The 22,542-nt window shown below is 40.6% G+C and carries 24 protein-coding genes; 7 read left to right on the top strand and 17 right to left on the bottom strand.

The window, feature by feature from the left end:
• Positions 1 to 17: 17 nt before the first annotated feature.
• From hisG to hisB, 4 genes are all read left to right on the top strand, one after another.
• Positions 18 to 878, top strand: coding sequence for an ATP phosphoribosyltransferase (hisG, locus tag NU887_RS00865; RefSeq protein ID WP_258421460.1), 861 nt, complete (start codon positions 18 to 20; stop codon positions 876 to 878).
• Positions 879 to 1,162: 284 nt separating this feature from the next.
• Positions 1,163 to 2,455: a histidinol dehydrogenase gene (hisD, locus tag NU887_RS00870; protein WP_258421461.1), complete on the top strand. Its 1,293-nt coding sequence runs from the start codon at positions 1,163 to 1,165 to the stop codon at positions 2,453 to 2,455.
• Positions 2,455 to 3,519, top strand: a complete 1,065-nt coding sequence (hisC, locus tag NU887_RS00875) for a histidinol-phosphate transaminase (RefSeq protein WP_258421462.1) — start codon at positions 2,455 to 2,457, stop codon at positions 3,517 to 3,519. Before hisD ends, hisC begins: the two co-directional genes overlap by 1 nt.
• Before the next feature lie 39 nt (positions 3,520 to 3,558).
• Positions 3,559 to 4,653 carry a bifunctional histidinol-phosphatase/imidazoleglycerol-phosphate dehydratase HisB gene (gene hisB, locus NU887_RS00880; protein WP_258421463.1) on the top strand — a complete coding sequence of 365 codons (1,095 nt, stop codon included), beginning with the start codon at positions 3,559 to 3,561 and terminating at the stop codon, positions 4,651 to 4,653.
• 384 nt (positions 4,654 to 5,037) lie between these two features.
• On the opposite strand, the gene NU887_RS00885 is transcribed toward hisB, so the two are convergent.
• The 3 genes from NU887_RS00885 to NU887_RS00895 form a co-directional block, all read right to left on the bottom strand.
• The gene (locus NU887_RS00885) at positions 5,038 to 6,210 is read right to left on the bottom strand and encodes a serine hydrolase domain-containing protein (RefSeq protein WP_258421464.1); all 1,173 of its coding nucleotides are present in this window, start codon (positions 6,208 to 6,210) and stop codon (positions 5,038 to 5,040) included.
• Between the two features lie 3 nt (positions 6,211 to 6,213).
• Positions 6,214 to 6,834, bottom strand: a complete 621-nt coding sequence (locus NU887_RS00890; RefSeq protein WP_258421465.1) for a hypothetical protein — start codon at positions 6,832 to 6,834, stop codon at positions 6,214 to 6,216.
• 98 nt (positions 6,835 to 6,932) lie between these two features.
• The gene (locus tag NU887_RS00895) at positions 6,933 to 7,760 is read right to left on the bottom strand and encodes a LytR/AlgR family response regulator transcription factor (RefSeq protein WP_258421466.1); all 828 of its coding nucleotides are present in this window, start codon (positions 7,758 to 7,760) and stop codon (positions 6,933 to 6,935) included.
• 66 nt (positions 7,761 to 7,826) lie between these two features.
• On the opposite strand from NU887_RS00895, the gene NU887_RS00900 reads away from it, so the two are divergent.
• Together NU887_RS00900 and NU887_RS00905 are read left to right on the top strand one after the other, a co-directional pair.
• Positions 7,827 to 8,687, top strand: a complete 861-nt coding sequence (locus tag NU887_RS00900; RefSeq protein ID WP_258421467.1) for a serine hydrolase — start codon at positions 7,827 to 7,829, stop codon at positions 8,685 to 8,687.
• Positions 8,688 to 8,934: 247 nt separating this feature from the next.
• Positions 8,935 to 9,816, top strand: a complete 882-nt coding sequence (locus tag NU887_RS00905) for a mechanosensitive ion channel family protein (RefSeq protein ID WP_258421468.1) — start codon at positions 8,935 to 8,937, stop codon at positions 9,814 to 9,816.
• Positions 9,817 to 9,861: 45 nt separating this feature from the next.
• On the opposite strand, the gene NU887_RS00910 is transcribed toward NU887_RS00905, so the two are convergent.
• The 11 genes from NU887_RS00910 to NU887_RS00960 form a co-directional block, all read right to left on the bottom strand.
• Entirely contained in the window at positions 9,862 to 10,752 is an 891-nt protein-coding gene (locus NU887_RS00910; protein ID WP_258421469.1) for a hypothetical protein, read from the bottom strand.
• Between the two features lie 164 nt (positions 10,753 to 10,916).
• Complete coding sequence (locus NU887_RS00915; protein WP_258421470.1) at positions 10,917 to 12,806, bottom strand: serine hydrolase domain-containing protein; 1,890 nt, start codon at positions 12,804 to 12,806, stop codon at positions 10,917 to 10,919.
• A 14-nt stretch (positions 12,807 to 12,820) separates the two neighbouring features.
• A complete protein-coding gene (locus tag NU887_RS00920; protein WP_258421471.1) occupies positions 12,821 to 13,699 on the bottom strand; it encodes a DUF1460 domain-containing protein in 879 nt (292 codons plus the stop codon).
• A 97-nt stretch (positions 13,700 to 13,796) separates the two neighbouring features.
• Complete coding sequence (locus NU887_RS00925) at positions 13,797 to 14,333, bottom strand: hypothetical protein (protein ID WP_258421472.1); 537 nt, start codon at positions 14,331 to 14,333, stop codon at positions 13,797 to 13,799.
• A 117-nt stretch (positions 14,334 to 14,450) separates the two neighbouring features.
• Positions 14,451 to 14,810 carry a hypothetical protein gene (locus NU887_RS00930; RefSeq protein ID WP_258421473.1) on the bottom strand — a complete coding sequence of 120 codons (360 nt, stop codon included), beginning with the start codon at positions 14,808 to 14,810 and terminating at the stop codon, positions 14,451 to 14,453.
• Positions 14,811 to 14,860: 50 nt separating this feature from the next.
• Positions 14,861 to 15,223, bottom strand: a complete 363-nt coding sequence (locus NU887_RS00935; protein WP_258421474.1) for a bleomycin resistance protein — start codon at positions 15,221 to 15,223, stop codon at positions 14,861 to 14,863.
• Between the two features lie 113 nt (positions 15,224 to 15,336).
• Positions 15,337 to 15,627, bottom strand: coding sequence for a hypothetical protein (locus NU887_RS00940; protein ID WP_113925405.1), 291 nt, complete (start codon positions 15,625 to 15,627; stop codon positions 15,337 to 15,339).
• A 160-nt stretch (positions 15,628 to 15,787) separates the two neighbouring features.
• Positions 15,788 to 16,165 (bottom strand): iron chaperone, encoded by a 378-nt coding sequence (locus tag NU887_RS00945; RefSeq protein WP_258421475.1) that lies wholly within the window; start codon positions 16,163 to 16,165, stop codon positions 15,788 to 15,790.
• Between the two features lie 29 nt (positions 16,166 to 16,194).
• The gene (locus NU887_RS00950; RefSeq protein ID WP_258421476.1) at positions 16,195 to 17,040 is read right to left on the bottom strand and encodes a sulfurtransferase; all 846 of its coding nucleotides are present in this window, start codon (positions 17,038 to 17,040) and stop codon (positions 16,195 to 16,197) included.
• Positions 17,041 to 17,079: 39 nt separating this feature from the next.
• Positions 17,080 to 17,718, bottom strand: a complete 639-nt coding sequence (locus tag NU887_RS00955; protein WP_258421477.1) for a hypothetical protein — start codon at positions 17,716 to 17,718, stop codon at positions 17,080 to 17,082.
• A 22-nt stretch (positions 17,719 to 17,740) separates the two neighbouring features.
• Positions 17,741 to 18,652, bottom strand: a complete 912-nt coding sequence (locus NU887_RS00960; RefSeq protein ID WP_258421478.1) for an alpha/beta hydrolase — start codon at positions 18,650 to 18,652, stop codon at positions 17,741 to 17,743.
• Between the two features lie 214 nt (positions 18,653 to 18,866).
• Between NU887_RS00960 and NU887_RS00965 the strand changes: the two genes are divergently transcribed.
• Entirely contained in the window at positions 18,867 to 20,399 is a 1,533-nt protein-coding gene (locus NU887_RS00965) for a Ppx/GppA phosphatase family protein (protein ID WP_258421479.1), read from the top strand.
• A 46-nt stretch (positions 20,400 to 20,445) separates the two neighbouring features.
• On the opposite strand, the gene NU887_RS00970 is transcribed toward NU887_RS00965, so the two are convergent.
• The 3 genes from NU887_RS00970 to NU887_RS00980 form a co-directional block, all read right to left on the bottom strand.
• The gene (locus tag NU887_RS00970) at positions 20,446 to 20,802 is read right to left on the bottom strand and encodes a hypothetical protein (protein ID WP_258421480.1); all 357 of its coding nucleotides are present in this window, start codon (positions 20,800 to 20,802) and stop codon (positions 20,446 to 20,448) included.
• 90 nt (positions 20,803 to 20,892) lie between these two features.
• The gene (locus tag NU887_RS00975; RefSeq protein ID WP_258421481.1) at positions 20,893 to 21,438 is read right to left on the bottom strand and encodes a TetR/AcrR family transcriptional regulator; all 546 of its coding nucleotides are present in this window, start codon (positions 21,436 to 21,438) and stop codon (positions 20,893 to 20,895) included.
• A gap of 151 nt (positions 21,439 to 21,589) precedes the next feature.
• A complete protein-coding gene (locus NU887_RS00980) occupies positions 21,590 to 22,150 on the bottom strand; it encodes an AraC family transcriptional regulator (RefSeq protein ID WP_258421482.1) in 561 nt (186 codons plus the stop codon).
• Positions 22,151 to 22,542: the final 392 nt, after the last annotated feature.

Here is a 22,542-nt window from a genome sequence, read left to right on the forward strand (position 1 = left end):
AAACGTATATTGCACCCATGAATTCAATTATCCGAATAGCCGTACAAAAAAGCGGCAGATTAAGTGAAGATTCTCTTAGCCTCATCAAGGAATGTGGCATCAAATTCTATAACGGTACAGGCAAACTCAAGTCTACTTCTACCAATTTCCCGATTGAATTTCTCTTTTTGAGAGATGATGATATCCCTGGTTATGTCGCTGACGGCGTAGCGGACCTTGGTATTGTGGGGGAAAATGAATTGGTTGAAAAAGACAAGGATGTACTTGTTCTCAAGAAATTGGGTTTTTCCAAGTGCCGTCTTTCTCTCGCAATTCCCAAAGGGGAAGAATATGAAGGGGTAAGTTATTTTGATGGAAAAAGCATTGCTACTTCCTACCCAAAGATTCTTGGTGACTACCTCAAATCCCAAAATATATCAGCCGAAATCCATGAAATCAGCGGTTCTGTAGAGATTGCACCAAGTATAGGTTTGGCACAAGGCATCTGTGATATTGTGAGTTCGGGTTCGACGCTGATGATGAACGGACTCAAAGAAGTGGAGGAAATCTTCAAATCCGAAGCCGTCCTGATCGGTAATAAATCTCTTTCTGAAGAAAAATTAGCAATCGTGGACAAATTGCTCTTTAGGATGAATGCTGTCCAAAAAGGGAAAAGCAACAAATACGTTCTTCTAAATGCCCCTAACGCTTCTTTGGACAAAATCATCGCCCTGATTCCAGGAATGAGAAGTCCAACAATTCTGCCATTGGCAGAAGAAGGTTGGTCCTCTGTGCATTCGGTATTGAGCGAAGACCAGTTTTGGGAAAACATCGAAGGCCTCCGTGCAGCAGGTGCCGAGGGGATTTTGGTTGTACCGATTGAAAAGATGGTTGTTTAAAGAAGACACAAGATTCAAGACGCTAGACACAAGACTGGAGATTTTAGAAAAAAGAGGAGCGAGACCAGATGGGAGAAGTAATGCCGTGAGTCTTTTGGAAGTACCTTTCGACAACTTGACAACCTGATAACGCGAAGCAGATAACCATTACAACTACTATAACCATTACAACCATAAAAAATTGGACCCTTCGTGCCTCAGGGTGACGGACTCGACAACTTGACAACCTGACAACGCGAAGCAGACAACCACTACAACAATTACAACCATTTGAATCATTTTCCATGAAAACCATATACAACCCCACCAGGTCTGAATGGACCAAGGCCTTGCAGAGGCCAATTCAAAAGACCAAAGCCATTGACAAAATTGTCAAGCCGATCATGCGCAAAGTCAGCAGAATGGGGGATAAGGCTTTGAAAAAATTTGCTTTGGAGTATGACCATGTCACCATTAAAACTTTACTGGTCAGCAACGAAGAAGTGCTAAAAGCACGGGAGCAAATAGATCCAAAACTAAAGGAAGCCATTTTGGTGGCAAAAGAAAATATCGAAAAATTCCATGCTGCCCAGGCTCAGCCTGACCTCGTCATGGAAGTAATGGAAGGGGTGACCTGCATGCGAAAATCTGTGCCGATCCAAAGGGTGGGGCTGTATATTCCCGGCGGAACGGCACCGCTGTTTTCAACAGTGTTGATGCTGGGTATCCCCGCGAATCTTGCAGGTTGCGAAGAAATCGTTATCTGTACCCCACCGGACAAAGAAGGGAATATCCATCCTGCTATATTATTCACAGCAGACCTAATCGGAATTGACAAAATCGTCAAAGCAGGTGGGGCGCAAGCCATTGCCGCAATGACTTTCGGTACAGAATCCGTTCCCAAAGTGGATAAGATTTTTGGACCAGGCAATCAATATGTCACAGCCGCAAAGCAATTGGCCACCAAAAAAGGAGTCGCCATCGACATGCCGGCTGGACCTTCTGAGGTGTTGGTATATGCCGACAGCTCTGCAATTCCTTCCTTTGTCGCTGCGGATTTACTTTCACAAGCAGAACATGGCGTGGATTCTCAAGTGATATTGGTGGCGAGCTCCGAAAAAGTAACCAAAAAAGTGCTCAAAGAAATGGAAGAACAATTGGAAAATCTGCCACGAAAAGACATTGCCAAGCGTGCTTTGGACAACTCAGTAGCTGTGATCATGGGTAAAGAAGAAAATGCCATCGAGCTGATCAACGACTATGCACCAGAGCATTTAATCATCTGTGTTGAAAACGAGGATTTTGTTGTTTCCCAGATTGTCAATGCTGGTTCGATATTTATTGGAAACTTCACACCTGAGTCGGCAGGTGATTATGCATCCGGTACCAACCATACTTTGCCTACCTATGGCTATGCCAAAAACTACAGCGGAGTATCTTTGGATAGTTTTGTCAAAAAAATCACGTACCAAAAGATTACCGAAAAAGGAATCAAGAAGCTTGGACCCACCGTGGAAATCATGGCTGCGAACGAACTCCTTGATGCCCACAAGAATGCCGTTAGTATCCGCCTCAAATATTTAAAAGAGAAAAAGTAATGGCTTTTGATATTCAGAAAATATTACGCCCCCATATCCGAAACATCAAACCCTATTCTTCTGCAAGGGATGAATATTCGGGTCATGACGGCGTGTTTCTTGACGCCAATGAAAACCCATATGGATCGCTGACAGGGGAGGCTTTCAACCGATATCCTGATCCTTACCAACAGGAAATCAAATCCAAATTGGCCGTGATCAAAGGGGTTTCTCCCAAGCAGATTTTCCTTGGAAATGGTAGCGACGAAGCCATTGACCTGTTGATGCGCGCCTTTTGCAGGCCGGGAATAGACAATATCATTTTGCTTCCTCCTACTTATGGGATGTATGAGGTCTCAGCCTCGATCAATGACATTGCCATCAAAAAGGTAAATCTTACTGAAGACTTTCAAATCAGACCAAAAGAAATCCTTGCAGCAACAGATGAAAACACCAAGATTATTTTTGTCTGTTCCCCCAATAACCCGAGTGGCAACAAGATGAAAAGGGAAGCCATCCGTGAGATTCTGGTAGGCTTTGAAGGATTGGTTGTGGTAGATGAAGCTTATATCGACTTTAGCGATGAGGAAAGTTTTACGACCGAATTGGCAAATTATCCCAACCTTCTTGTGATGCAGACATTCTCTAAAGCTTGGGGACTTGCCAATCTCCGGATCGGGATGGCTTTTGCTTCAGAAGAAATTATCCGGATTTTAAACTTGATCAAACCTCCTTATAATATCTCCGGACTGACACAGGAAAAGGTACTTGCGTCTCTTGAGAAAGCAGATGCGATAAGTAAAGTGGTGAAAACTATTTTGGAGGAAAGAGAACATCTTCAAAAAGATTTGGAAGGTTTGCCTTTTGTGAAGAAAATCTATCCTTCCCACGCCAATTTCCTATTGGTGAAAGTTCCCGATGCCAAGAAAATGTATGATGACTTGGTGTCCAGCAAAATCATTGTCCGCGACCGCTCCAAAGTGATTTTGTGTGAAGATTGTCTGAGGATTACTGTAGGCACAAGGGAGGAAAATGAAGCTTTTCTAAATTCATTCAAAAAACTCGCAGGACAATCTTTGAACTAGTCCAATAACCTAATAACCAATAACATTTATTTGATAACCATGAAAAAAGCACTTTTTATCGACCGGGACGGCACCATCATCGTCGAGCCGCAGACGGATTTTCAGATCGACAGTTTAGAGGATTTGGAGTTTTTACCTAGGGTAATATCCAACCTGAGAAAAATCGCTGAGGAATGTGATTATGAATTGGTCATGGTTACGAATCAGGATGGCATGGGGACAGCTTCTTTTCCGGAAGAAAACTTTTGGCCAGCACATGACAAGATGATGCTCACTTTGGAAAATGAGGGGGTGAAATTCGCCAAAGTCCACATCGACAAATCCTTTGAACATGAGAATCTCCCTACCCGCAAACCGGGAATCGGAATGCTCACAGAATATTTTGATGGCTCCTATGATTTGGCAAATTCCTATGTGATCGGGGACAGAAAGACAGATATCCAATTGGCCAAAAACATGGGAGCAAAGTCCATTTACATCGGAGATCCTGATGATAAAGCAACATTCTGTTCCAAAAGTTGGGATGAGATTTACAGATTCCTAAGGATGCCTGCAAGGATCGGTGAGGTTTTCCGCAAAACATCCGAAACAGAAATCCATATCCGGGTCAATCTTGACGGATCAGGGAAATGTGAAATCTATACCGGGTTGCCATTTTTTGACCACATGCTCGAGCAATTGGGCCGACATGGTGGAACAGACCTGCTAATCGAAGTCAAAGGCGACTTGCATATCGATGAGCACCACACCATTGAAGATACCGCTTTGGCTTTGGGTGAAGCATACCTGAAAGCTTTGGGAGACAAAAAAGGCATTTACCGCTATGGTTTCCTGTTGCCGATGGACGATGTGTTGGCGCAGGTGGCAATAGATTTTGGAGGCCGGCCATGGATGGTTTGGGATGCGGAATTCAAAAGGGAAAAAATCGGAGACATGCCGACGGAGATGTTTTTCCATTTCTTCAAATCCTTTAGCGACACTGCCAAGTGCAACCTGAACATCAAAGCTGAAGGTACAAACGAGCACCACAAGATCGAGGCGATCTTCAAAGGCCTTGCCCGCGCCATCAAAATGGCTGTCGCAAAAGACACATCCGCCCTGAACCAATTGCCAAGTACGAAGGGAGTTCTTTAGAAAGGATGAAGGGAGAGGTGAGAAGGATGAAGTAAAGGATTAAGTAGCAGTTGGCAGTGGTCAGTAATCAGTCTCAGTTGTAGAAAGCTGTTTACAGGTTCCCAATTACACAGTTTCAGTTAAACAAATAACCAAAAACCAAATAACCCATTAAATCAATTAGTCCAAGTCTTAAGACTTGGACTTTTTCTTTTAGTTCTTTTTGTTCAAACCTTCAGACCTGGATCATTTCTCCACTTGCAAATGAGATTCTTCACCTCCGCAAGCTCCGGTTCAGAATGACGGCTCACCAACCCGACAACCTGACAACGCGTAGCAGACAACAATTACAACAATTACAACCACTACAACCAAAAATCCAATAACCATTAACCATAACCACCCTCACCTCCCCAACACCACCCCATAAATCTCCTCCACAATCTTTTCTGCATCCTGATGGATCGGACTGTCTGTAACTGTTCCGAGGTTGATCCCGAAAAACATATAAATCTCTTTTTCCGGGAAATAATAAAGTTGGCTGCCTGATCCCAATCCGCCGCCACTATGCCCGATAGCTGGTTCTCGGAGGAAAGTGGTGTAATCCAATCCCAAGCCATATTGCGGATCTCCGTTTTTATCCAAAACCCATTCTTTCATTAGGGTCAGGCTTTCATTTGAAACCAGTTTTCCTTCCATCAATCCTTTGAGATAAAGGATGGCTTCTTCGGCTGTGGTGATGATTCCGTCATCTCCAACCATTGACGCGACGTTGGTATTTTGTAGCACAGAAGCATTTTCAACAATTCCATTACTGTGCCTATCCCAATACCCATTGACCAGCCTATCTTCATAAGAATCTCCTTGTCTGATTTTGTAATAGGTGCTTTTCAGTCCCAATTTCTCAAAAATATGCTCCTCCATATATTTCCCATGATCCCCTGTAATTTGGTCAGCAATCAAAGCCAACAATACATAATTGATATTGCGGTAGGAATACCTGCTGCCGGGTTCAAAATCCAATTCCTTTCCTGCGATATATTGGATGTATTCTTCGGGCTGAAAAATCCTTTCCGGATTCTGAAGAAGCCTGGTGACATATGTCGGATCATAATTATATTCGCGAAGTCCTGAGGTATGGTTGAGCAACATTTTGACAGTGATGCGGTCTGCATGGGGTAGCATGGCCAAAATATCTTTTGGCAAGTAATCTGAAATTTTCCCGTGTAGGTCGATCTTTCCTTCCTCCGTAAGTTGCATGATGACCACGGCCATATAGGATTTTGCGATGCTTTGGGTATAAACCAAATGGCAAGGCTGGATGGGAACCTGTCTTTCGATTTTTGCCAAGCCACTTGATAGTGTCCAAAGGTTTCCTTCCTCATAAATCGCTGCTACAACCCCCGGAATTCCAACAGCCGTCAGGTCGTCCATTGCTTGCTGCAAAGCAATGGTTTTTGGGTGGGTAGGAACAGGCTTGGAATCATTGCATTGGACAACATTTAAATCCTGCGCGAAAGTGGGGGATGTGATCAGGATTGCCCAAATGAAAATCAGGAGATAGCTATAATTTTTCATGGCTTAATTTTGGGTAAGGTCTGGATAAAAAGGATGGATTCTGGTGCCCATTTGGACAAAAGTCATGGGAACGACAGGAATGCTTTTGTTGTAGTTTTTCAAAAACATCACTTGGTATCCGACAAATGGGGATACAAATGTTTCGGATTGGTAATCGTGATAGCCCAAAGAAACACCTATTGGAATGGCTAACATGCCCTTTCCTTGTTTTTGGACCGATTTCCATGCCCCGTCTTTTTGGATAAATGATTCTGTCGGACGGAAGGCAATGTGGTATCCGATCCCAGCTTTGATTTCTGAGTATGAATTGGAAACCAAATATGGCCGCCAAGCCACCTGTGTAGAAAACAGCAGTCCATTTCCCATGGCTTTGTTTCTAAACCAAGTGATGTCAAACTTCTGAACCCAATTATGGTATGAATTGTGACTGACTTCTGTTCCGATTCCGATCCCGACATTTTTGAAATTAGACTTCAGATCCTTGAAGGGCATGGCAAAAGCCTGGAACTGAAGGGTGACTACAATCGGGAAATTCCGATAGTCTATGGCTTTGTTGTCCTGTGCATTTCCATTTTGGATGATCAAAAACAGAAAGAGGCAAGGCAGTAAAAATCGAGTTTTCATATCTGTTGGATTTTTCCCAAAACTATCACTGACTGGCCGGTCAATTGAAAAAATCCTGATTCCAATTGCTGAGATGTAGGGGATTTTACCCTGAACTGTCAACCCTGCGGTAAAAACCAACTCTTAAATGCAGGCGCTTTGGTGCGGCTGACCGTGAGTTCTTGCGGTGATTTGATGTCGCATTTTACCTGGACAAGCAATTTCCCATTTTCCAGCCGCTTAAATCCGGTCACGATTTGTCGGCTGACAATGAACTGCCTGTTGACTCTGAAAAAATCAATTGGAGAAAGCTTCTGCTCTATTTTGTCCAAAGAAAGGTCCAAAAGGTAATTCTTTCCCGAAGAGGAAATCAGTTGGACATAATCCTCCTCCACCAAGAAAAGGTCGATTTCAGAAAATTTGACCAATAGAAGTTGGTTGCCGGTCCGCACCGGAAAACCTTCCATTTCAGGTTTGAGGCTTTGTTTTTCTGTTTCGGCACTTTCCCATTGCCTGTAAAAAAACATCCCCACATAAAAACCATTGATCACAAAAAACCAGATGCTTATAATCACCAGATCCTTGGTGTAAAAGTGGATCGGGGCAGTTTCACCCTTGATCAATATACTCAGCAATTCCGTACTCAAAGCCAAAAACCCCAACCCAACAATCATTGTGGTGATTATTTGAATGACAATCCTTCTTAAAAAATCGGGCTTGTAGGGTATCTTTTGATCCAAGGAGAAAATATTCCACCTGACCAATAGCCAAGCAACATAGCCTTGTAGGGTATCAATTGTAAATCTGGTAAGTAAGAAGCTGTTGAACTGAATATTGGAATAAGTGAGGTAATAATTGAAGGCACTGATAAAAGGAATGGCTATCAAAAAAACCCAAATATCAGGATGGTAAAAAGCTCGGCTTGTATATGTGGTTGTTGAGGCCATGGGGAAAAGTTGATTTGGATTTATGGAATAGCAAGGATAAATTCCCTATCAAAATAACCAAATTCTATGCGTCTCCTTTATTTTCTTGCGGTTTTTCTTTTTCTATCTCCTTTCACTTTCGCTCAAAAACAATCCCTGCAGCAGGTTTTGGAAAAGGAAACGGCAGGTTTTCGGGGGGATGTTGGCATTTATGTCTTACATCTGAAAACGGGTGAAGAGGCGGCAATCAAAGCCGATACGATTTTTCCCACAGCAAGTATTGTCAAAGTTCCGATTTTGGTAGGTGTGATGGACAAAATCGAAAAGGGAGAATTGGCATATCATCAGAAGATGATTTACAGGGATTCGATCAAATACGGCGGTTCGGGACTGATGCAATATTTCAAAGACAGCACCGAAACCGAACTGAGCGTCCTGATGTCGCTGATGATTACCTACAGTGACAATACCACCTCGCTTTGGTGTCAGGCATTGGCGAGCGGTGGAGAGCGGATCAATGAAATCATGGAAAGCCTCGGTCTCCAACATACTCGCGTCAATTCCAGAACTCCCGGTAGGGAAGAGGACTGGAAAAAATACGGTTGGGGACAAACTACTCCCCGGGAAATGGCCCAACTTTTAGTCAAAATCCGCAAAGGTGAAGTCATCAGTCCCTCAGTTTCGGACCGCATGTACAGGTTGATGGGGAATATTTATTACGATGAATATGCGCTATCAGCAATCCCTGCCCAAGTCCAGACTGCTTCCAAACAGGGAATGGTCAATGCCTCCCGTTCAGAACTCGTGATGGTCAATGCCCCAAAAGGCGATTATGTCTTCTATTTCGCCACCAAAAACAACGAAGACCAAAGATGGGAAGATGACAACGAGGCTCAGGTTTTGCAAAAAAGGATTTCAAAGGTTTTATGGGATTGGTTTGAAAAGTAAGTGTTCATAGCCTGTATTTTTCTCTGTGTCCTTCATGAATCAAATCATTTTTTTAGCCCATTCTAAACATTTTGAGGTTGGTTTTGGGTTTACTTAATACGCCCTCGTATTTCTTGATTTTTACTCAATGAGGGATATTTTGATTTGCCTTTGGTATAAAACCAAATAGGCACCCTTACTTAATTTGGTTTCTTGAGATAGAAATCGTTGATTTTGCTTCAATTGTCATTCACCAAAATCGGTTATAATGGACTTTAGATTCGCTAATGCTTTGAAAAAAATGATGGACCGGCTGGCCTCTTGGATGAATAGCCTCATCGTGAGTTTGCCGAATATCATCATCGCTATATTGGTTTTTTTGATAGTGCTCTTCTTATCAAAATACCTGAGCAGAATTGTGCTCAAATTACTCAAGAATAGTAGCCTTCAAGCGTCGATGAAGCACCTGATATCAAAATTAGTGTCGGTCCTTGTGGTTTTCTTCGGCATGTTTTTGATTCTTGGAATTTTGGATTTGAGTAAAACTTTGAATACCATTTTGGCAGGTGCGGGAGTTGCAGGTCTAGCCATTGGATTGGCTTTGCAGGGTGCGATTTCCAATACCTACTCGGGAATCATACTTTCATATATCGACCAGATCAAGTTTGGAGATTGGATTCAAAGCAATGACTACGAAGGGGAGGTCGTCGATATCAATCTCAGGACAGTAACCATCAAGCAGCGGGACAATAACCTTGTCTATCTTCCGAATAAACTTGTTTTGGAAAATCCTATCCGGAATTTTTCGACTACCCCAAAAACCAGGATCATAGTGGATTGTGGTATCGCATATTCTTCTGATCTTGAATTTGTAAAAAAGCTCGTCAAGCAAACTGTTTCTCAGGCTTTCAAAGAGTTTAATTCAGAAGAAGAAGTGATTTTTATCTATAAAGAATTTGGGGAAAGCTCTATTAATTTTGAAACAAGGTTTTGGGTGGAAAGCAAATCTGCCTTACAGGTAGCCATTGCAAAATCCAAGGCAATCATCGCCATCAAAGCAGCATTTGACAAAAACAACATCAATATTCCTTTCCCCATCCGAACCTTGGATTTTCCCAAAAGCTATTTCGAAAAAAATAATGAGGCTTAAAATGAATTGACAAAATTCCTTTTTAAGATTTATTTGAGAAGGGCTTTAATTTTTCAGATTCAATTCTTTTCTCAAAAACTCATCCCCGACTTTGTTTTTGGTCCAATAGTCTACGATTTTCAGGCCTTTGCGGGTGGCTTTGGTGATTTCTTTGGTACCGTCGGATTTGGTTTGGATTTCTTCCCACCCCATAATCTCATAGGGAAATTCCTTTTCGAAGTCAATTTTCAAAACCCTGCTGCCTGAAGCGTACGCCACTTCCATTTGACTTCTACCGGTACTGAGGTCCAAAACCCGGATAAATGCCTCCTCTGTTTTGAATTCCTGATGGGTGAATCTTTGGTGAAAAAGTGAAGGCAGCATCTGCACACTTCCTGTCGGGATTTGCTTCGGATCGATGCGGATCAGGTTCCAAAGGTCATCTTCGGCCATGCCATTAAATGAAAACGTATCGTCTCCTTCTTTTTCGAAGTAAGAAAAAATCTTGCCGTTGTAGCTGTCAGTACTTTTGAGATTGAGTTGGGTGAAGGTATGCCCACACCATTCTTGGGAGGAAGCTGTAAATTTCAAACCCTGACTTTGCTCTTTGGTAGGGGTAAAAGCCGACATCATCATGTGGTAAGGATAGATACCCGTCACAAAATCCCTCGTTTGGTTCATTTTCAGGACAGAAATTTTGTCTGAAGAGCTAGCTTCCGGATCATCCAACTTGACTTGCTTTTTTCTCGAAAAATCCTCCGTTACAAAGATCAATACCGCCTCGCCTTCCCTGGCTTCTCCATACCGGTATTGTGTCAGGTCAAAAGTGCTGATTTCCGCCTTTCCCTGAAACCAATACTTGCCCCATTGTTCAAAATCGATGTCCGCTCGCTGCGGTTTGGAACAGGAAACAATAAAAATTATTACTAAAAGAAAGACTATGGATTGGCTTTTCATGGATTCATTTGGCTAACATAATTCCTAAATTTAATCAATTGGACCGGGTCTTAGGCTATTTATATTTTTTTTCTATGACGAGTCAGGATGAAGAAATTCTTTTTCTCAAAATCAATATCCCTCAACCGGGTTTTGAGAATTTCCTTGAATTATTTTGTGAATAATCAACTCCACGTAATCATGGGGATAACTTTCTGTGAAATCAGAAAAATCGTAACCAACATATGAAAGAAAGTGAGCGCAATGATCGGCCAAGTTATCAACTTGCTGTGGGGTAATCTTTTTGAAAGAATTATAACAATCGCAGAAGTCAGTGATCCCACTACAAAAAGGATGGAGCAAAGCAGTACACAAATTGACAAATAACTTGGCGTGGAAAAAAGTAAATCTGCGCCTTCAATATTCATTCTGGGAATAAAAAACATAAGGAATATGGTTAGGCTAGTACAAGTTGGCAGGATTGATATTTTCAAGAGATTAGCATATTTAGCCCTATTTCTAAGGAAAAGTATCATGCTTAAGACAGCTATAAATGCTTCCAAAATCATCAAAACAACCCATATAACCAAAATAGAAATTTGCCCAAAGACCCTAAATCCTGATATGGGCTTAAAAACAAACCTTTCTGTATATAGCACTTTACCTTCCAAAGGATCGGAATTCTGAACCAAACCAATCTTTCCGCTATTCCCATAAGTGTATTCAGTTGGGGAAACAGGATAGTAAGTTGATTTGCTACTTGGCAGGATCCAAGTCATGGTCAGATTGTCTTCAAAAACTTCCACTTTTTCAATATTGAAAATTAGATCTTGATAAAACCGGTCTTGATTTCTAGGATTGATAGCCAAATAATAGCCACCTTCAATATGAATTTCACCTTGATATTTTTCCTTTTTGTCTGGTCTTAAAGGGAGATCGGCAGTTTCAAAATTCTGGATAAGGGTGGATATTTCCTGCATGGCAGCGCCATTGTTGGCGTTCATCAATATTACATGTCCAATTTTTTCTTCAGGCAAGTAACCCAATTCCGAAAGTCCTCCATCCATTGCACCACTATGACCGTGGTAGGTAAAGTTGTTGTAGATAGAAGTTTGGTTTCCCAAGCCGTAACCCAATTCTAATCCGATATTTGATCCGGGACTATTGTAAGGAATTTCCATTTGATCTATAGATTCACTTTTTAAAAATTGCAGACTGTCAACGATTCCCCGGTTTAGCAATAAGCGTAGGATTTGAGAAATATCAGCAATAGATGTATTGAGGGCAGAGGATGGCCGGAAAAGCTCATTTTTGAAAGCGATTTCCTTCATTTCCCAATTAAATATTTCCGCTCCCCACTTTTGATATATTTGATCATTGAAAAAAGTAGAATGGTTCATCATAAGCGGTTTAAAAATCGATTCCCTTACATAATCTTCATATTTTAAGCCGGTTACCTTTTCGACAATATATGCCGCAACCGCATACCCTGAATTGCAATAGGCCATCCTCGTACCGGGAACCCATCTTGAAGTCCTCGAGTGTGGATGAAACTCCAAAGCATCTTTCAATGAAATGGGAGGATGCTGATTGTGAACCATTTCTACCAAGTGAATTTCATCCCATCCTGTAGTATGTTCTAGCAGGTGTATAATCCTTACGGGATGTTCTTCTTCCCATTGATTTTCAAACTTTACTTCAGGGACAATAATTTTCACTTCATCTTCCAAGGTTAATTTTCCTTCTTCCTGAAGCTTGAGAATCGAAAGCGCAACAAACATTTTGGATAAAGATGCAATCCGGAACATTGTATTTTCAGTATCCTTTTCAGCAATTTCTTGATCTGAGTTGCCTAAAACCTCAAGCCAAACATTTCCTTCTTCATTTAGTAAAGCTATTCCGACCTTGAGGTTTTGGTGTTGGGAAATGACATGCTGAACGTTGATTTTAAGCTCGTTTAATTTTGAATCTGTAATTGAATCATTTTGAAAATCGTATTTCGATTCTCCAAAACAAAAAATACTATTCAGAAATAGGAGGGAGGTCAGGAAGAAAAATAGCGTCTTTCTAAACATAAGATCAATTCTGCTCAATTTGCAAGGGCCACCAATCGGCTCACCATAATCCCGGATTGGGATTTATTGGCCATAAGGTAGTCACTCAAGGGCTTTTCCGAAATCTCTACTTTTTTGGATCCCGAACTCGCATGGAGCAAATGGATCCGACCTTCTTTTTCGATGGCAAATCCCACATGGACAATGTCCAAATTGGTCATCGAAGTGGTAATGGCAATGAAGTCTCCCGATTTGATTTTGTTTTCGTGAGTTCTAATTTCGGTCTTCGGCAAAAAGTAATAGGACCTTGTTTTTATTTCAGATTCGGTTTCTTTGAGTTGATTGATATAATCCGGATTGGAAAGCTGTGGATAGAATTTTGGGTTGGAAGTCATGAAGGATGGATTGTTTTCGTAGACACTTCCACCGATTTCTTTGCTGATATCCTTCAAAATCCCTTTCTCTTCATTCTGATAAATCCAGTCTGAGAAATAATGCAAACGGGAAGAATACCCGTCATTGACCCCATGCCGGTACCTTATTTTTTCCAGTTCTTGGGTGTAAGATTCAAAAGTAAATTCCCCTGCCTTGGCTGTCCTTGCCAATGAGACCACAGTTTCCAAATACGTGGTACAATCCAAACCCATCAAGTTCACTACCAGTTTTTCCTCGCCAGGTAGTTCCAAAGTTTTCTCCACATAGGGTGTATTCAAAAACCAAGTGCCGATTTCGATGGTCAGGTCATTCATCGACTTTTGGGAATGGTCCTGCTGTGAAAGCATGTTCAGAGCAGAATCTAGCCTCTGACGGCTTTCCAAAGTGCATTCGGTTTGAGCCTGTAGTAAAACCGGAAAGGAGAAAAGGATAAAGAGGATCAACCGCATGAAAATGGATAAAGGAAGGTTCTTTGTCAATTTGCATGATTTTTTTGAAAATGTCATGCAATTATATTTTTGAATGGTAGGTTAATTCGGTTTCAAAGAATTTAATTACTTGGAAACAGTGGTCGATTTATAAAATCCGGGAAATAATAATCAATCCGCATAAAACGAAGCCTAGATAAATCCATGTCTTTTTATCTGAAAATTCTTGTGGAACAGGTATATAATTACCTGGTCGAGGCAAAACAATAAACTTCAATTTGTCCCAATCCCAAAGGAGCAAATAGATATTGCCAAGAAGCATCAGGGAAGTAATAATGAGAATGCCGGTGGATTCAAAGGAAATGGTGATGACAAAAATATTCAGCATGATGGGGAAAAAAGCGACTGCTCCCAAAGTGCTGAAAACCTGAGACATCAACAGAAATCCTGCGATCAATTGCCCCCAACCGAGAAACTGCCAATAATTTCCAGCCTGAAACATGGCTTCAAAAAAGTAGGGCAAAGTATCAATTGGTGAATTTTCTCCCGATTCGGGCGTAAATCTGATTCCCCGGATTTTGAAAATGCTTGCATGAACAAAAGATCCTCCCAACAAATACCTTATAATAATTGCAAAAAGATGAAGGACTTTTATTTGTTTGAATTTACTAATCATCGTCTCCATATTTAAAAAATATAAAACGTTTTGGTTTTTAAATATTTTAGAAGACAATGGAATAAATGAAGAAAAGGAAAAAAAATAATTTTCTGTAGGCTGTAAATAATAAAGAAATTTTCGATGCTAGTATTTCTTTATCTTTAATGTATAATTCACCGTAGAATCAGGTACATAAACCTGCATAGGATAATTTCCTTTTGGTACAAAAACGGGCATGTTATTCATCGGTAAGATGTCATTTAAATTTAAACCTGGAATTTCTGTAATCTGTAATTCACCATTTGGCAATAAAATTTTTTTCTGATTCAGAGAATCATTCCATGATTTAAATTGAAAGGTAGAGTCTCCCAAACTGTATGGTTTTAATTCATAAAAAGAGTATGGTTTATTTTGTGGATTGTTTGGGAGTGGATTGACGCTTTGCGAAAATCCTGAAAAAAAGAATAAGAGGAATATTACGGGTGATAATATTAAATTTTTCATAAATTTTGATTTTTCTTAAAAACGGTTAGTTATGATTTTGGTTAAATTAATTAGAGTATTATTTCTTGCCCAAAAGTCAGTAAATTATGGTCAGGATCAAGGAGTGAAAATTCCTTCATCCCCCAAGGTTTCTCCTGTAATGGCCCGTTTGGATGGATGGGAATTTTTTTGTCTAACAGGGACTGATAAAATCCATCGATATCATCAGTCCTGATGTAGACCTGACCATAGTTTTCCTTAGTGTCAAGTTCCTTAAATTCAAAAAAATGAAGCTGAATCTTGTCCTTTTGCACCATCAGGTAGCCATCATAATCGGCATTTCCATATTGACTGAAGCCCAATTTGTTGATGTAATAATCCTTTGTGATGGCTTTGTTCCGCATGGGAAGTTTGGGATTGATTTCTGTGAGCATGGTTTTGGTGTTTAAAAATTTCGATTGTGGAATTTAAAAATATTATTCAAAAAAGGCAGATGAATTTCTTGTTTCATCGACCTAATTTTTCTCCTTAGATCCCTTTGAGCAGGCTAATTTAAAATCTTATTGATCTTTTCGATTTTCCCATTGACGATGGAATCTACCTTCGAACTTGATTTGTTGACAAGGGAATCAAGGACTTTGACCTTTTCTGTTTCCAAATTGATGATCGAATCAAGAGAATTGATTTTGTCAAGTTCCTTGTTTACAATCGAATCGAGCTTCAACGCCTTGTCAGTAATGCTGTTGAGTTTGTCTTCTACATTCTTTTCGAGGTTGCCGCAGGAAGTGAGAACAAAGAAGCCAAGGAGGATGGGAAGGAATTTGAATAAGGTTTTCATTTTTGGTTTGGTTAGATTTTCGGACGAATTCTTCGATTACATCACGCCAATCCTTACGCCGATTTTCATGGGTTGTTTTCCCAAATAGGCTGAAAACCTGATAATTAATCACAATTCATTTGATACTAAACATAAATGGTTTTTATGACCGGCCAAAAATTCATTTTTTCTTCCTAGTTGGTTTGGCATTCCTGATATTTTCATCCAAACGAAAAATCACAATGTCTGAGATCAGTTCCAAAGGAAGGGGTTTGTCCAACGGAAACTGAACAGTTCCTTTGGAGGTGTTGTATGACTCAAGTTCCTTCTTGAATTCGGCTATTCCCGAAGCGCCGGGATAGAAGCCAAAGTGGGTTTTGTATGCCGCAAAATGGACAAGATTGCCATGAATCTTAAAAGTCGGAATGCCATAATTGATGCATTCTACGGCTTCGGGAGCGGCTTGTTGGATCGTCTTTCGGATGAGATGGAGCTTTTCCTGAATGTCCTCCGGAAATTCCGAAATATAAGCGTCGGTGTCTTTGGCGGCTGGTTTCATGGGTTCAAAGAAGTTTAAAAATTCAAAGTTTATCCTAATTCTGTCGCTATTTCTCTGCCGTTCCTTGACCATTCACTCCAAGAACCCACATACAGTTTGGGAATATCCATTCCTGCATGCGCCAAAGCCAACAGTGTGTGGCAGGCCGTGACACCTGAACCGCAATGCACGATGACGTTTTCGGCAGATTTTCCTTCCAAAGCTTTCTCATATTTCGCTTTGAGTTCTGTAGGAGAAAGAAACAATCCTTTAGGGTCAAGATTGGAGGCAAAGGGGATATTTACCGCACCAGGAATGTGACCTGCTACCAAGTCGATGGGCTCTTTTTCTCCCCGGTACCTTTCATTTTCACGCACATCGATGATCAGGTAGTTTTTGTCTTTGGATACTTTGTCGATTTCTGAGATGTCTGAAATGCGCAATTTCCATTGATCCACTTTGTAAATTCCCTTTATAGGGGTTTTTTCCAACTCTGTATTTATCGGAAATCCAGCTTGGATCGCTGCATCCATTCCTCCATCCAAAACCTGGATTTTTTCGTGGCCTACAGCCTTCATCATCCACCAAAACCTAGCAGCTGCATTTGCTCCGTTTTTGTCATCATAGACGACTACATGAGAGTCAGGGCTGATGCCAAGCGACTCCAAAAGTAGGGAGAATCTCGCTGCATCAGGCAAAGGATGTCTTCCACCATCTGCAAAATCCGCCTTGATATCAGACAGTTGTCTGTTCAGATCCACATGCAAAGCGCCTTTGAGATGGGATTTGTCGTAGTTTTCTTTGCCAAATCGGGCGTCAATCAGCACAAATGCTGACGAAGCTGATAAGGTTTGTAAATCAGAAGCTGATATGATGGGGGATATAGATTCGTTCATATTTTGAGTTTTATCTGGAAAAAGGGAAAAGCAAATACCTTAAAATTTAAACCAAGGATAAGGTTCATTGACAAAATCCAAAGCCCTTGGCAATCCGTCTCCGGGGAGAAGTTTCAGCTCGGGCTGCATAGACGGGTTGGCGGGATAGGTTTTCCCGTCAAATTTCACAATCCTATATTTTCCTCCTGACAAAATGAAAAGGTCTTTCCAGCCATTTGACTTCGTATTGTCGATTACAACAGGGTAATCTGAAACTGTGAATTGTGTGATGACATTGCCTTCACGGTCCAAAATCATCTGGGTACAGCCACCTGAACCGCAAAAGTACGGTCCGGTAAATCCCACCATGATTTCTTTGTTGCCATCTTCATTGAGGTCATATTCAAAGAAGATAAACTTCCTGCTGTATTCGTCGATGATTTCCTTGTCCAGATCATCTTTGAACAAGGATTGAACTGCCTTCCTGACCAATTCAGCGGTTTCTTTTGCGCTGCTGTTGATACCATAAAGATTTCCCGGAATGGTGTCAGTCGGATCCGGATCGTAGATTTCTTCGGGGATTACGATTTCCGTTAGGACGCTGTCAATTTGGGTACTTTCTTGAGAGCTTGGAGATTGACAGCCTACAACCGCCAAAACAAGAAAGCCAAGGAGGAAGGATATTTGGTTTTGAGACATGATAAAAAAGGTTGGTGTGAATTTATTTTTGGCTAGATGCAATTATTACACCAATATAATTCATTGCCTTTTCAAAAGTCTCAATCCCGTGTCCCACTTGTTGAAAAATTTTAATCTCTTTGAGGTTGCTGAGGTGCTTTTGGGCATTTTCCTTGGACTTTTCAAATGGGAAAAGTAAATCCTTGTCCCCGAGTAGGAGGTAGGTCTCCGTTTTCACTTTGGCAAGTTCGGTGTCCATGTAATACGGTTTTTGGGTATTGTCCTTATACCGGCTGATGGCAAAAACCTCATAATCCACCAACATTTGTTCAGAGAATGGGGAAAGCTTGTGATTTGGTTTGGAGAAAACAGCCTTGTCCAAAAACTTCAGAACATTTTTGGCATTGGTGCTGAGGATGGGGAGAAGGCTGTAATATAGGTTTGAAAAAGTCAGTGAAAATGGTTGCAAGCAACCGGGATTGAGAAGGAATGCTGCTTTGATTTTTTCCGGATTGGTGATAGCGAGCTTCATACAGATCAATCCTCCAAAAGAAGCGCCTGCAACAAATGCCTTTTCAATTTCTAAGCCTGCCAAAACTTCATTTGCCCAAAATCCATAATCCAAGGTTTTGATGTCAGGTGTGGCACCATCGCTCAGATTGGGCAATCCATTGGTCTCAACCATAAAAATCCGGAGCTTCGTTTTCAGATTATCCAATCCTTTGTCAAAATCCCAAATCAAAGCCGTTGTCCGTGCTCCGGGAAATATCACCAAAGTTTCAAGGTCTTTTTTGTCTGCATTGAGACTCCAGACATGGGTATTCCCCAAAAATGTTTTTACCGTATGTCTTTGGTAATTTCGCTTATTCTCTTTTTCCAATTTTTTGACCCAATCTTCAAAATAAGCTATGTCTTTATCCGGATCTTTGAAATATGATTTGTACTTGATTTTCATAAAATGTTGGTGTTTTAATTCTAAAAAAGAAACCCGTAAACCGGGATAATTTCAGTCAGTGGATTATTTAAAGTTATAAGAAAATACCTATATAAAGCATCTCCATTGTGGGAAAAATGGAATGTTTGAATTTGGTTTTTTAAAGATATTTCAAAAGAAATCTCCTTTGTTTTTCCTTATATTTAAAAATAACCCAATAACCCAATAACCATCCATGAACTTAGCAGCAATCGACATCGGTACCAACTCCATCCACATGGTCATCGTCAAAGTGACCTCAGGACAGTCTTATGAAGTTTTGGTTCAGGAAAAGGAAATGGTCAAATTGGGCGTCGGAGTTTTTGCCAACAAAATGTTGAGCCAAAGGGCTTTTGATGCAGGAATAGAAACTATATCAAGATATGTGCAACTTGCCGATGAATATGGTGTCGAACACATCATTACTGCAGCTACCTCAGCTACACGGGAAGCCAAAAACGGGCGTGAATTTCTCGATAGGCTGATTCAGGATGTGGGTCTGAATCCCCAGATGATTTCCGGAAAAGAAGAAGCAAGGCTGATTTTTTTGGCAGTCAGAAAAGCCATTGACCTCAAAAAACAAAATGCCATGGTCATCGATATCGGAGGGGGAAGTACGGAAGTGGTCATTGGGAATAAGGAAGAAGTGTTTTTTAAAAAAAGCCTTAAACTTGGGGTTTTGAGATTGTTGGATTGGGTAGGGGACCAGGGACCGCTCAATAAATCCAAACAGGAAACCCTCCGTGAGCATGTCAAAGAAGTTGCCGGCAAAACCATGAAGGAGGCTTCTCTGATAGGATTTTCTAAAGTCATCGGGACATCAGGTACGATCAGGACCTTGGGCGAGGCAGCTTTGGAAATGAAAGATGTGAATATTATTAATTCTGTCAATGCGGAAGTAATCAAAGTCAAAGACCTGGAAAAAATCGTGGACAAACTGCTGGAGTTGCCCGCTGATAAACGTACAGATGTCAAGGGAATCAGTGAAAACAGGGTGGATGCCATCCACCTCGGTGGTTTGTTGCTTTTGGAACTGCTCAAAATGGCAGATGCCAAGGAGATTACTTTATCTGATGCATCCCTTAGAGAAGGTTTGATCATAGATTACATTGAAAAAAACGGACTTAAACTTAGTGACCTCGTCGAGGGAAAAAATATCAGGGAACGCTCCTGCCTGCTTATGGCGATGCGGTATGAAACTGACATAGAAGAAAAAAAACATGTCAGCATGCTGGCCTTGCAGCTTTTTGACCAACTCAAAGAAATCCATCAAATGGATTCGGACGCAAGGGAGTTGCTTCAGAATGCCTGCCTGATTTTTGATGTGGGCTTATTTGTCAATTTTCAGGATTACCATAAACATGCTGCTTACCTGATCCTAAACGGTCGGCTTAGGGGATTCAACAATGAAGAACGGATCATGTTGGCACTCATGGCGCGCTACCACAGAAAGTCAGGGCCAAAGAAGAAACATGAAATTTTCGGTCAACTTGAATCCAAAGAAAGGACTTTGCTCAAAGGATTGGTTGGGATTTTAAGGATTGCTGTGGCCTTGGACAAAACCAAAAATCAATGGGTGGAAAAAGTACATTGTGAACTTGATCAGGAAAATCTGGAAATCAGGATTTTTGGTGATGCAACGATGGACTTGGAAATCTGGGAAGCACAGCGTTTTTCGGATGTACTTGCCAAATACCTGAAAAGGAATGTGACTATGTTGAAGGGTTGATGACTTACCTTAACCAAATTGAACGCTAGACAAATTAAGAAATCTATCAGGCATGTTCCCCAAGAATCACTTTTTTGAGGTCCCCTTTTTCTTTGCCCAAGAGGTAAATGACAAAGGGTGCAAAAAAAACAATCCCAAGGATCATCGCTACAATTCCCAAGATCAGGGATTGCGTTTTAAACTTATTGCGCCACATGATCCAAATCCCTGATAACATCAAATAACAAGCAAAATCCAATGCAAACTGACCGCTCCAGGTCAGAGATCCGATATTTGAAACTGCAATTTGTAAAAATCCCCAGCCTTCATTTCGGACTGCAAAGGCAGTATAGACTAACAAAAGTATGGTCTGAGTAATTAGGATGGCTTTAAAAATGAATTGGTTGTGGCTTTGATTTTTCATAAGGAGGATAGATTGTTCTTTGAGACAGGAATACAAGTATCCAAATTCAGAAAGAATGATTTTAGTCGCTTCCGTACAATTCCAAGGGTTTTATTGGGATACGTTAAACTGTGAAACAGTTTTTTTGAGGTTGGTGAAATAGGCAGATAACCATTCGACATTCAGTGTTTCTTCGGTTACTTGTAGGTAAAAATTTTCCAGGGCTAGGGCAAAAAGGGAAGCCGCAAGCTTTGGATTATTCTCTAGTTGGAGGTCCTTGGTTAAGACCGAAATGAATCCCTGACTGACGATTTCATCTGATTTTTGGAGACATTTCTTAAAGTTTGTATCAGTCCTATGAACCCTCAATTGGCGGTTAAACAAAAGGTCGGTTTTGGAAGCAACCAATACAATGATAAGTTCAGGGTCAATATTCCTGCATTTTTTTTCTTCCTCAGCAATTGTTTTGGATCGGGTCAAATGATGGTCAAGCAAAAGTCCTGTAAAAATTTCCATGTCAGCAAAATGATGGTAAAAAGACGATTTGCTTTTATTCACATTCCTTGCGATCACCTCAACTTTGAGGCCTTTCGGACCTTCTTTTGAAAAAATCCCGTACCCGGTTTCAACCCACACCTGCTTATTGTCTGCTGCCATTTTTTGAGAAATATGAGATTTGACATCTGACCAATGACCTGAAAAAGACCTTAAATACAAAATATCACTTGTCTACTTTCTAAATATCAAGAAATAACTACAATCAAAAAATAGGCGATAGGCTTTATTTTCAATCTGAAGGATGTTCATATCAAAGATCCTGAATCGCAATCCTTCTTTTCTCCTTCAGTTTTTTGAAATGTGAAGGGGACAGGCCCGTCACTTTTTTGAATTGGTTGGAAAGGTGAGCCGCACTGCTGTAATGCAATTTGTAGGCAATCTCCGACAGGTTAAATTCTTCCAAAATGATCATCTCCTTGACGCGCTCGATTTTGAGTGAAATAAGGTATTGCTCTATCGTGGTGGCTTCTACTTCTGAAAAAAAGTTTGATAAATAAGTATAGCTTAGGTTTAGTTTTCCACTCAATAAAGTCGAGAAATTTATATTCGGTTTCTCATCCGAATGATATACAAATTCAACCATCACTTTTCTGATTTTCTCTATGATGACGCCCTGTTTTTTTTCCAGGAGTTCCAATCCAACCTTTTTTATTTTTTTGTTGAATTCCCGTTTTTCATCATCTGTCACATCCGCTTTGGTTTCAATTTCTCCCAATCCTACCTTGACCGTAACTATGTCCATTTCATCCAATGCTTCTTTGACATAGGCCACGCAACTTTGGCAAGCCATATTTTTAATATAGATTTTCATAACCTTGATAGGGGTGATTAAATGTGAAGGTCTTACTAAGTACTGTTGTTGGAAAGGTAATTTCATGGAACAAAACTTCCCTTTCACTTTCATAGTTGGGAGTTTCAATCCTTGATAGTTGAATTTTGGGATAATTAAAGTCTAAGGGGAAAATAGAATCAAAACCAATTTTATTCTTTGTTCAAAATAGAAATTGGCTTAGCAGAGACAAAAGTCAGGAAATCAAAAAAAAAATACTTATATCCTTTCTATGGATAATTACATGTTTTAAAGGAGGAAGAAGCTAATGAGACCAAGTCAGTATATGGGGAACTTTGATGGTATGCTAATTTCCTCAAACCAATACTTTTAGAGAAATTTTAAACTATTGTGGAACTTGATTGTTTACATAA

This window comes from Aquiflexum gelatinilyticum (assembly GCF_024741135.1).
In the GTDB taxonomy this organism is placed as follows: domain Bacteria; phylum Bacteroidota; class Bacteroidia; order Cytophagales; family Cyclobacteriaceae; genus Cognataquiflexum; species Cognataquiflexum gelatinilyticum.

What these genes read in the sequence shown, in the direction of transcription:
- hisB (WP_258421463.1), top strand. Translation starts at nt 3,559, where the DNA reads ATGAAAAAAGCACTTTTTATCGACCGGGACGGCACCATCATCGTCGAG.
- NU887_RS00930 (WP_258421473.1), bottom strand. Translation starts at nt 14,810, where the DNA reads ATGAAAAATTTAATATTATCACCCGTAATATTCCTCTTATTCTTTTTT.
- NU887_RS00925 (WP_258421472.1), bottom strand. Translation starts at nt 14,333, where the DNA reads ATGGAGACGATGATTAGTAAATTCAAACAAATAAAAGTCCTTCATCTT.
- NU887_RS00940 (WP_113925405.1), bottom strand. Translation starts at nt 15,627, where the DNA reads ATGAAAACCTTATTCAAATTCCTTCCCATCCTCCTTGGCTTCTTTGTT.
- NU887_RS00970 (WP_258421480.1), bottom strand. Translation starts at nt 20,802, where the DNA reads ATGAAAAATCAAAGCCACAACCAATTCATTTTTAAAGCCATCCTAATT.
- hisC (WP_258421462.1), top strand. Translation starts at nt 2,455, where the DNA reads ATGGCTTTTGATATTCAGAAAATATTACGCCCCCATATCCGAAACATC.
- NU887_RS00885 (WP_258421464.1), bottom strand. Translation starts at nt 6,210, where the DNA reads ATGAAAAATTATAGCTATCTCCTGATTTTCATTTGGGCAATCCTGATC.
- NU887_RS00910 (WP_258421469.1), bottom strand. Translation starts at nt 10,752, where the DNA reads ATGAAAAGCCAATCCATAGTCTTTCTTTTAGTAATAATTTTTATTGTT.
- NU887_RS00915 (WP_258421470.1), bottom strand. Translation starts at nt 12,806, where the DNA reads ATGTTTAGAAAGACGCTATTTTTCTTCCTGACCTCCCTCCTATTTCTG.
- NU887_RS00890 (WP_258421465.1), bottom strand. Translation starts at nt 6,834, where the DNA reads ATGAAAACTCGATTTTTACTGCCTTGCCTCTTTCTGTTTTTGATCATC.
- NU887_RS00960 (WP_258421478.1), bottom strand. Translation starts at nt 18,652, where the DNA reads ATGAAAATCAAGTACAAATCATATTTCAAAGATCCGGATAAAGACATA.
- NU887_RS00980 (WP_258421482.1), bottom strand. Translation starts at nt 22,150, where the DNA reads ATGAAAATCTATATTAAAAATATGGCTTGCCAAAGTTGCGTGGCCTAT.
- NU887_RS00900 (WP_258421467.1), top strand. Translation starts at nt 7,827, where the DNA reads ATGCGTCTCCTTTATTTTCTTGCGGTTTTTCTTTTTCTATCTCCTTTC.
- NU887_RS00895 (WP_258421466.1), bottom strand. Translation starts at nt 7,760, where the DNA reads ATGGCCTCAACAACCACATATACAAGCCGAGCTTTTTACCATCCTGAT.
- NU887_RS00955 (WP_258421477.1), bottom strand. Translation starts at nt 17,718, where the DNA reads ATGTCTCAAAACCAAATATCCTTCCTCCTTGGCTTTCTTGTTTTGGCG.
- NU887_RS00965 (WP_258421479.1), top strand. Translation starts at nt 18,867, where the DNA reads ATGAACTTAGCAGCAATCGACATCGGTACCAACTCCATCCACATGGTC.
- NU887_RS00950 (WP_258421476.1), bottom strand. Translation starts at nt 17,040, where the DNA reads ATGAACGAATCTATATCCCCCATCATATCAGCTTCTGATTTACAAACC.
- NU887_RS00945 (WP_258421475.1), bottom strand. Translation starts at nt 16,165, where the DNA reads ATGAAACCAGCCGCCAAAGACACCGACGCTTATATTTCGGAATTTCCG.
- NU887_RS00935 (WP_258421474.1), bottom strand. Translation starts at nt 15,223, where the DNA reads ATGCTCACAGAAATCAATCCCAAACTTCCCATGCGGAACAAAGCCATC.
- hisG (WP_258421460.1), top strand. Translation starts at nt 18, where the DNA reads ATGAATTCAATTATCCGAATAGCCGTACAAAAAAGCGGCAGATTAAGT.
- hisD (WP_258421461.1), top strand. Translation starts at nt 1,163, where the DNA reads ATGAAAACCATATACAACCCCACCAGGTCTGAATGGACCAAGGCCTTG.
- NU887_RS00975 (WP_258421481.1), bottom strand. Translation starts at nt 21,438, where the DNA reads ATGGCAGCAGACAATAAGCAGGTGTGGGTTGAAACCGGGTACGGGATT.
- NU887_RS00905 (WP_258421468.1), top strand. Translation starts at nt 8,935, where the DNA reads ATGGACTTTAGATTCGCTAATGCTTTGAAAAAAATGATGGACCGGCTG.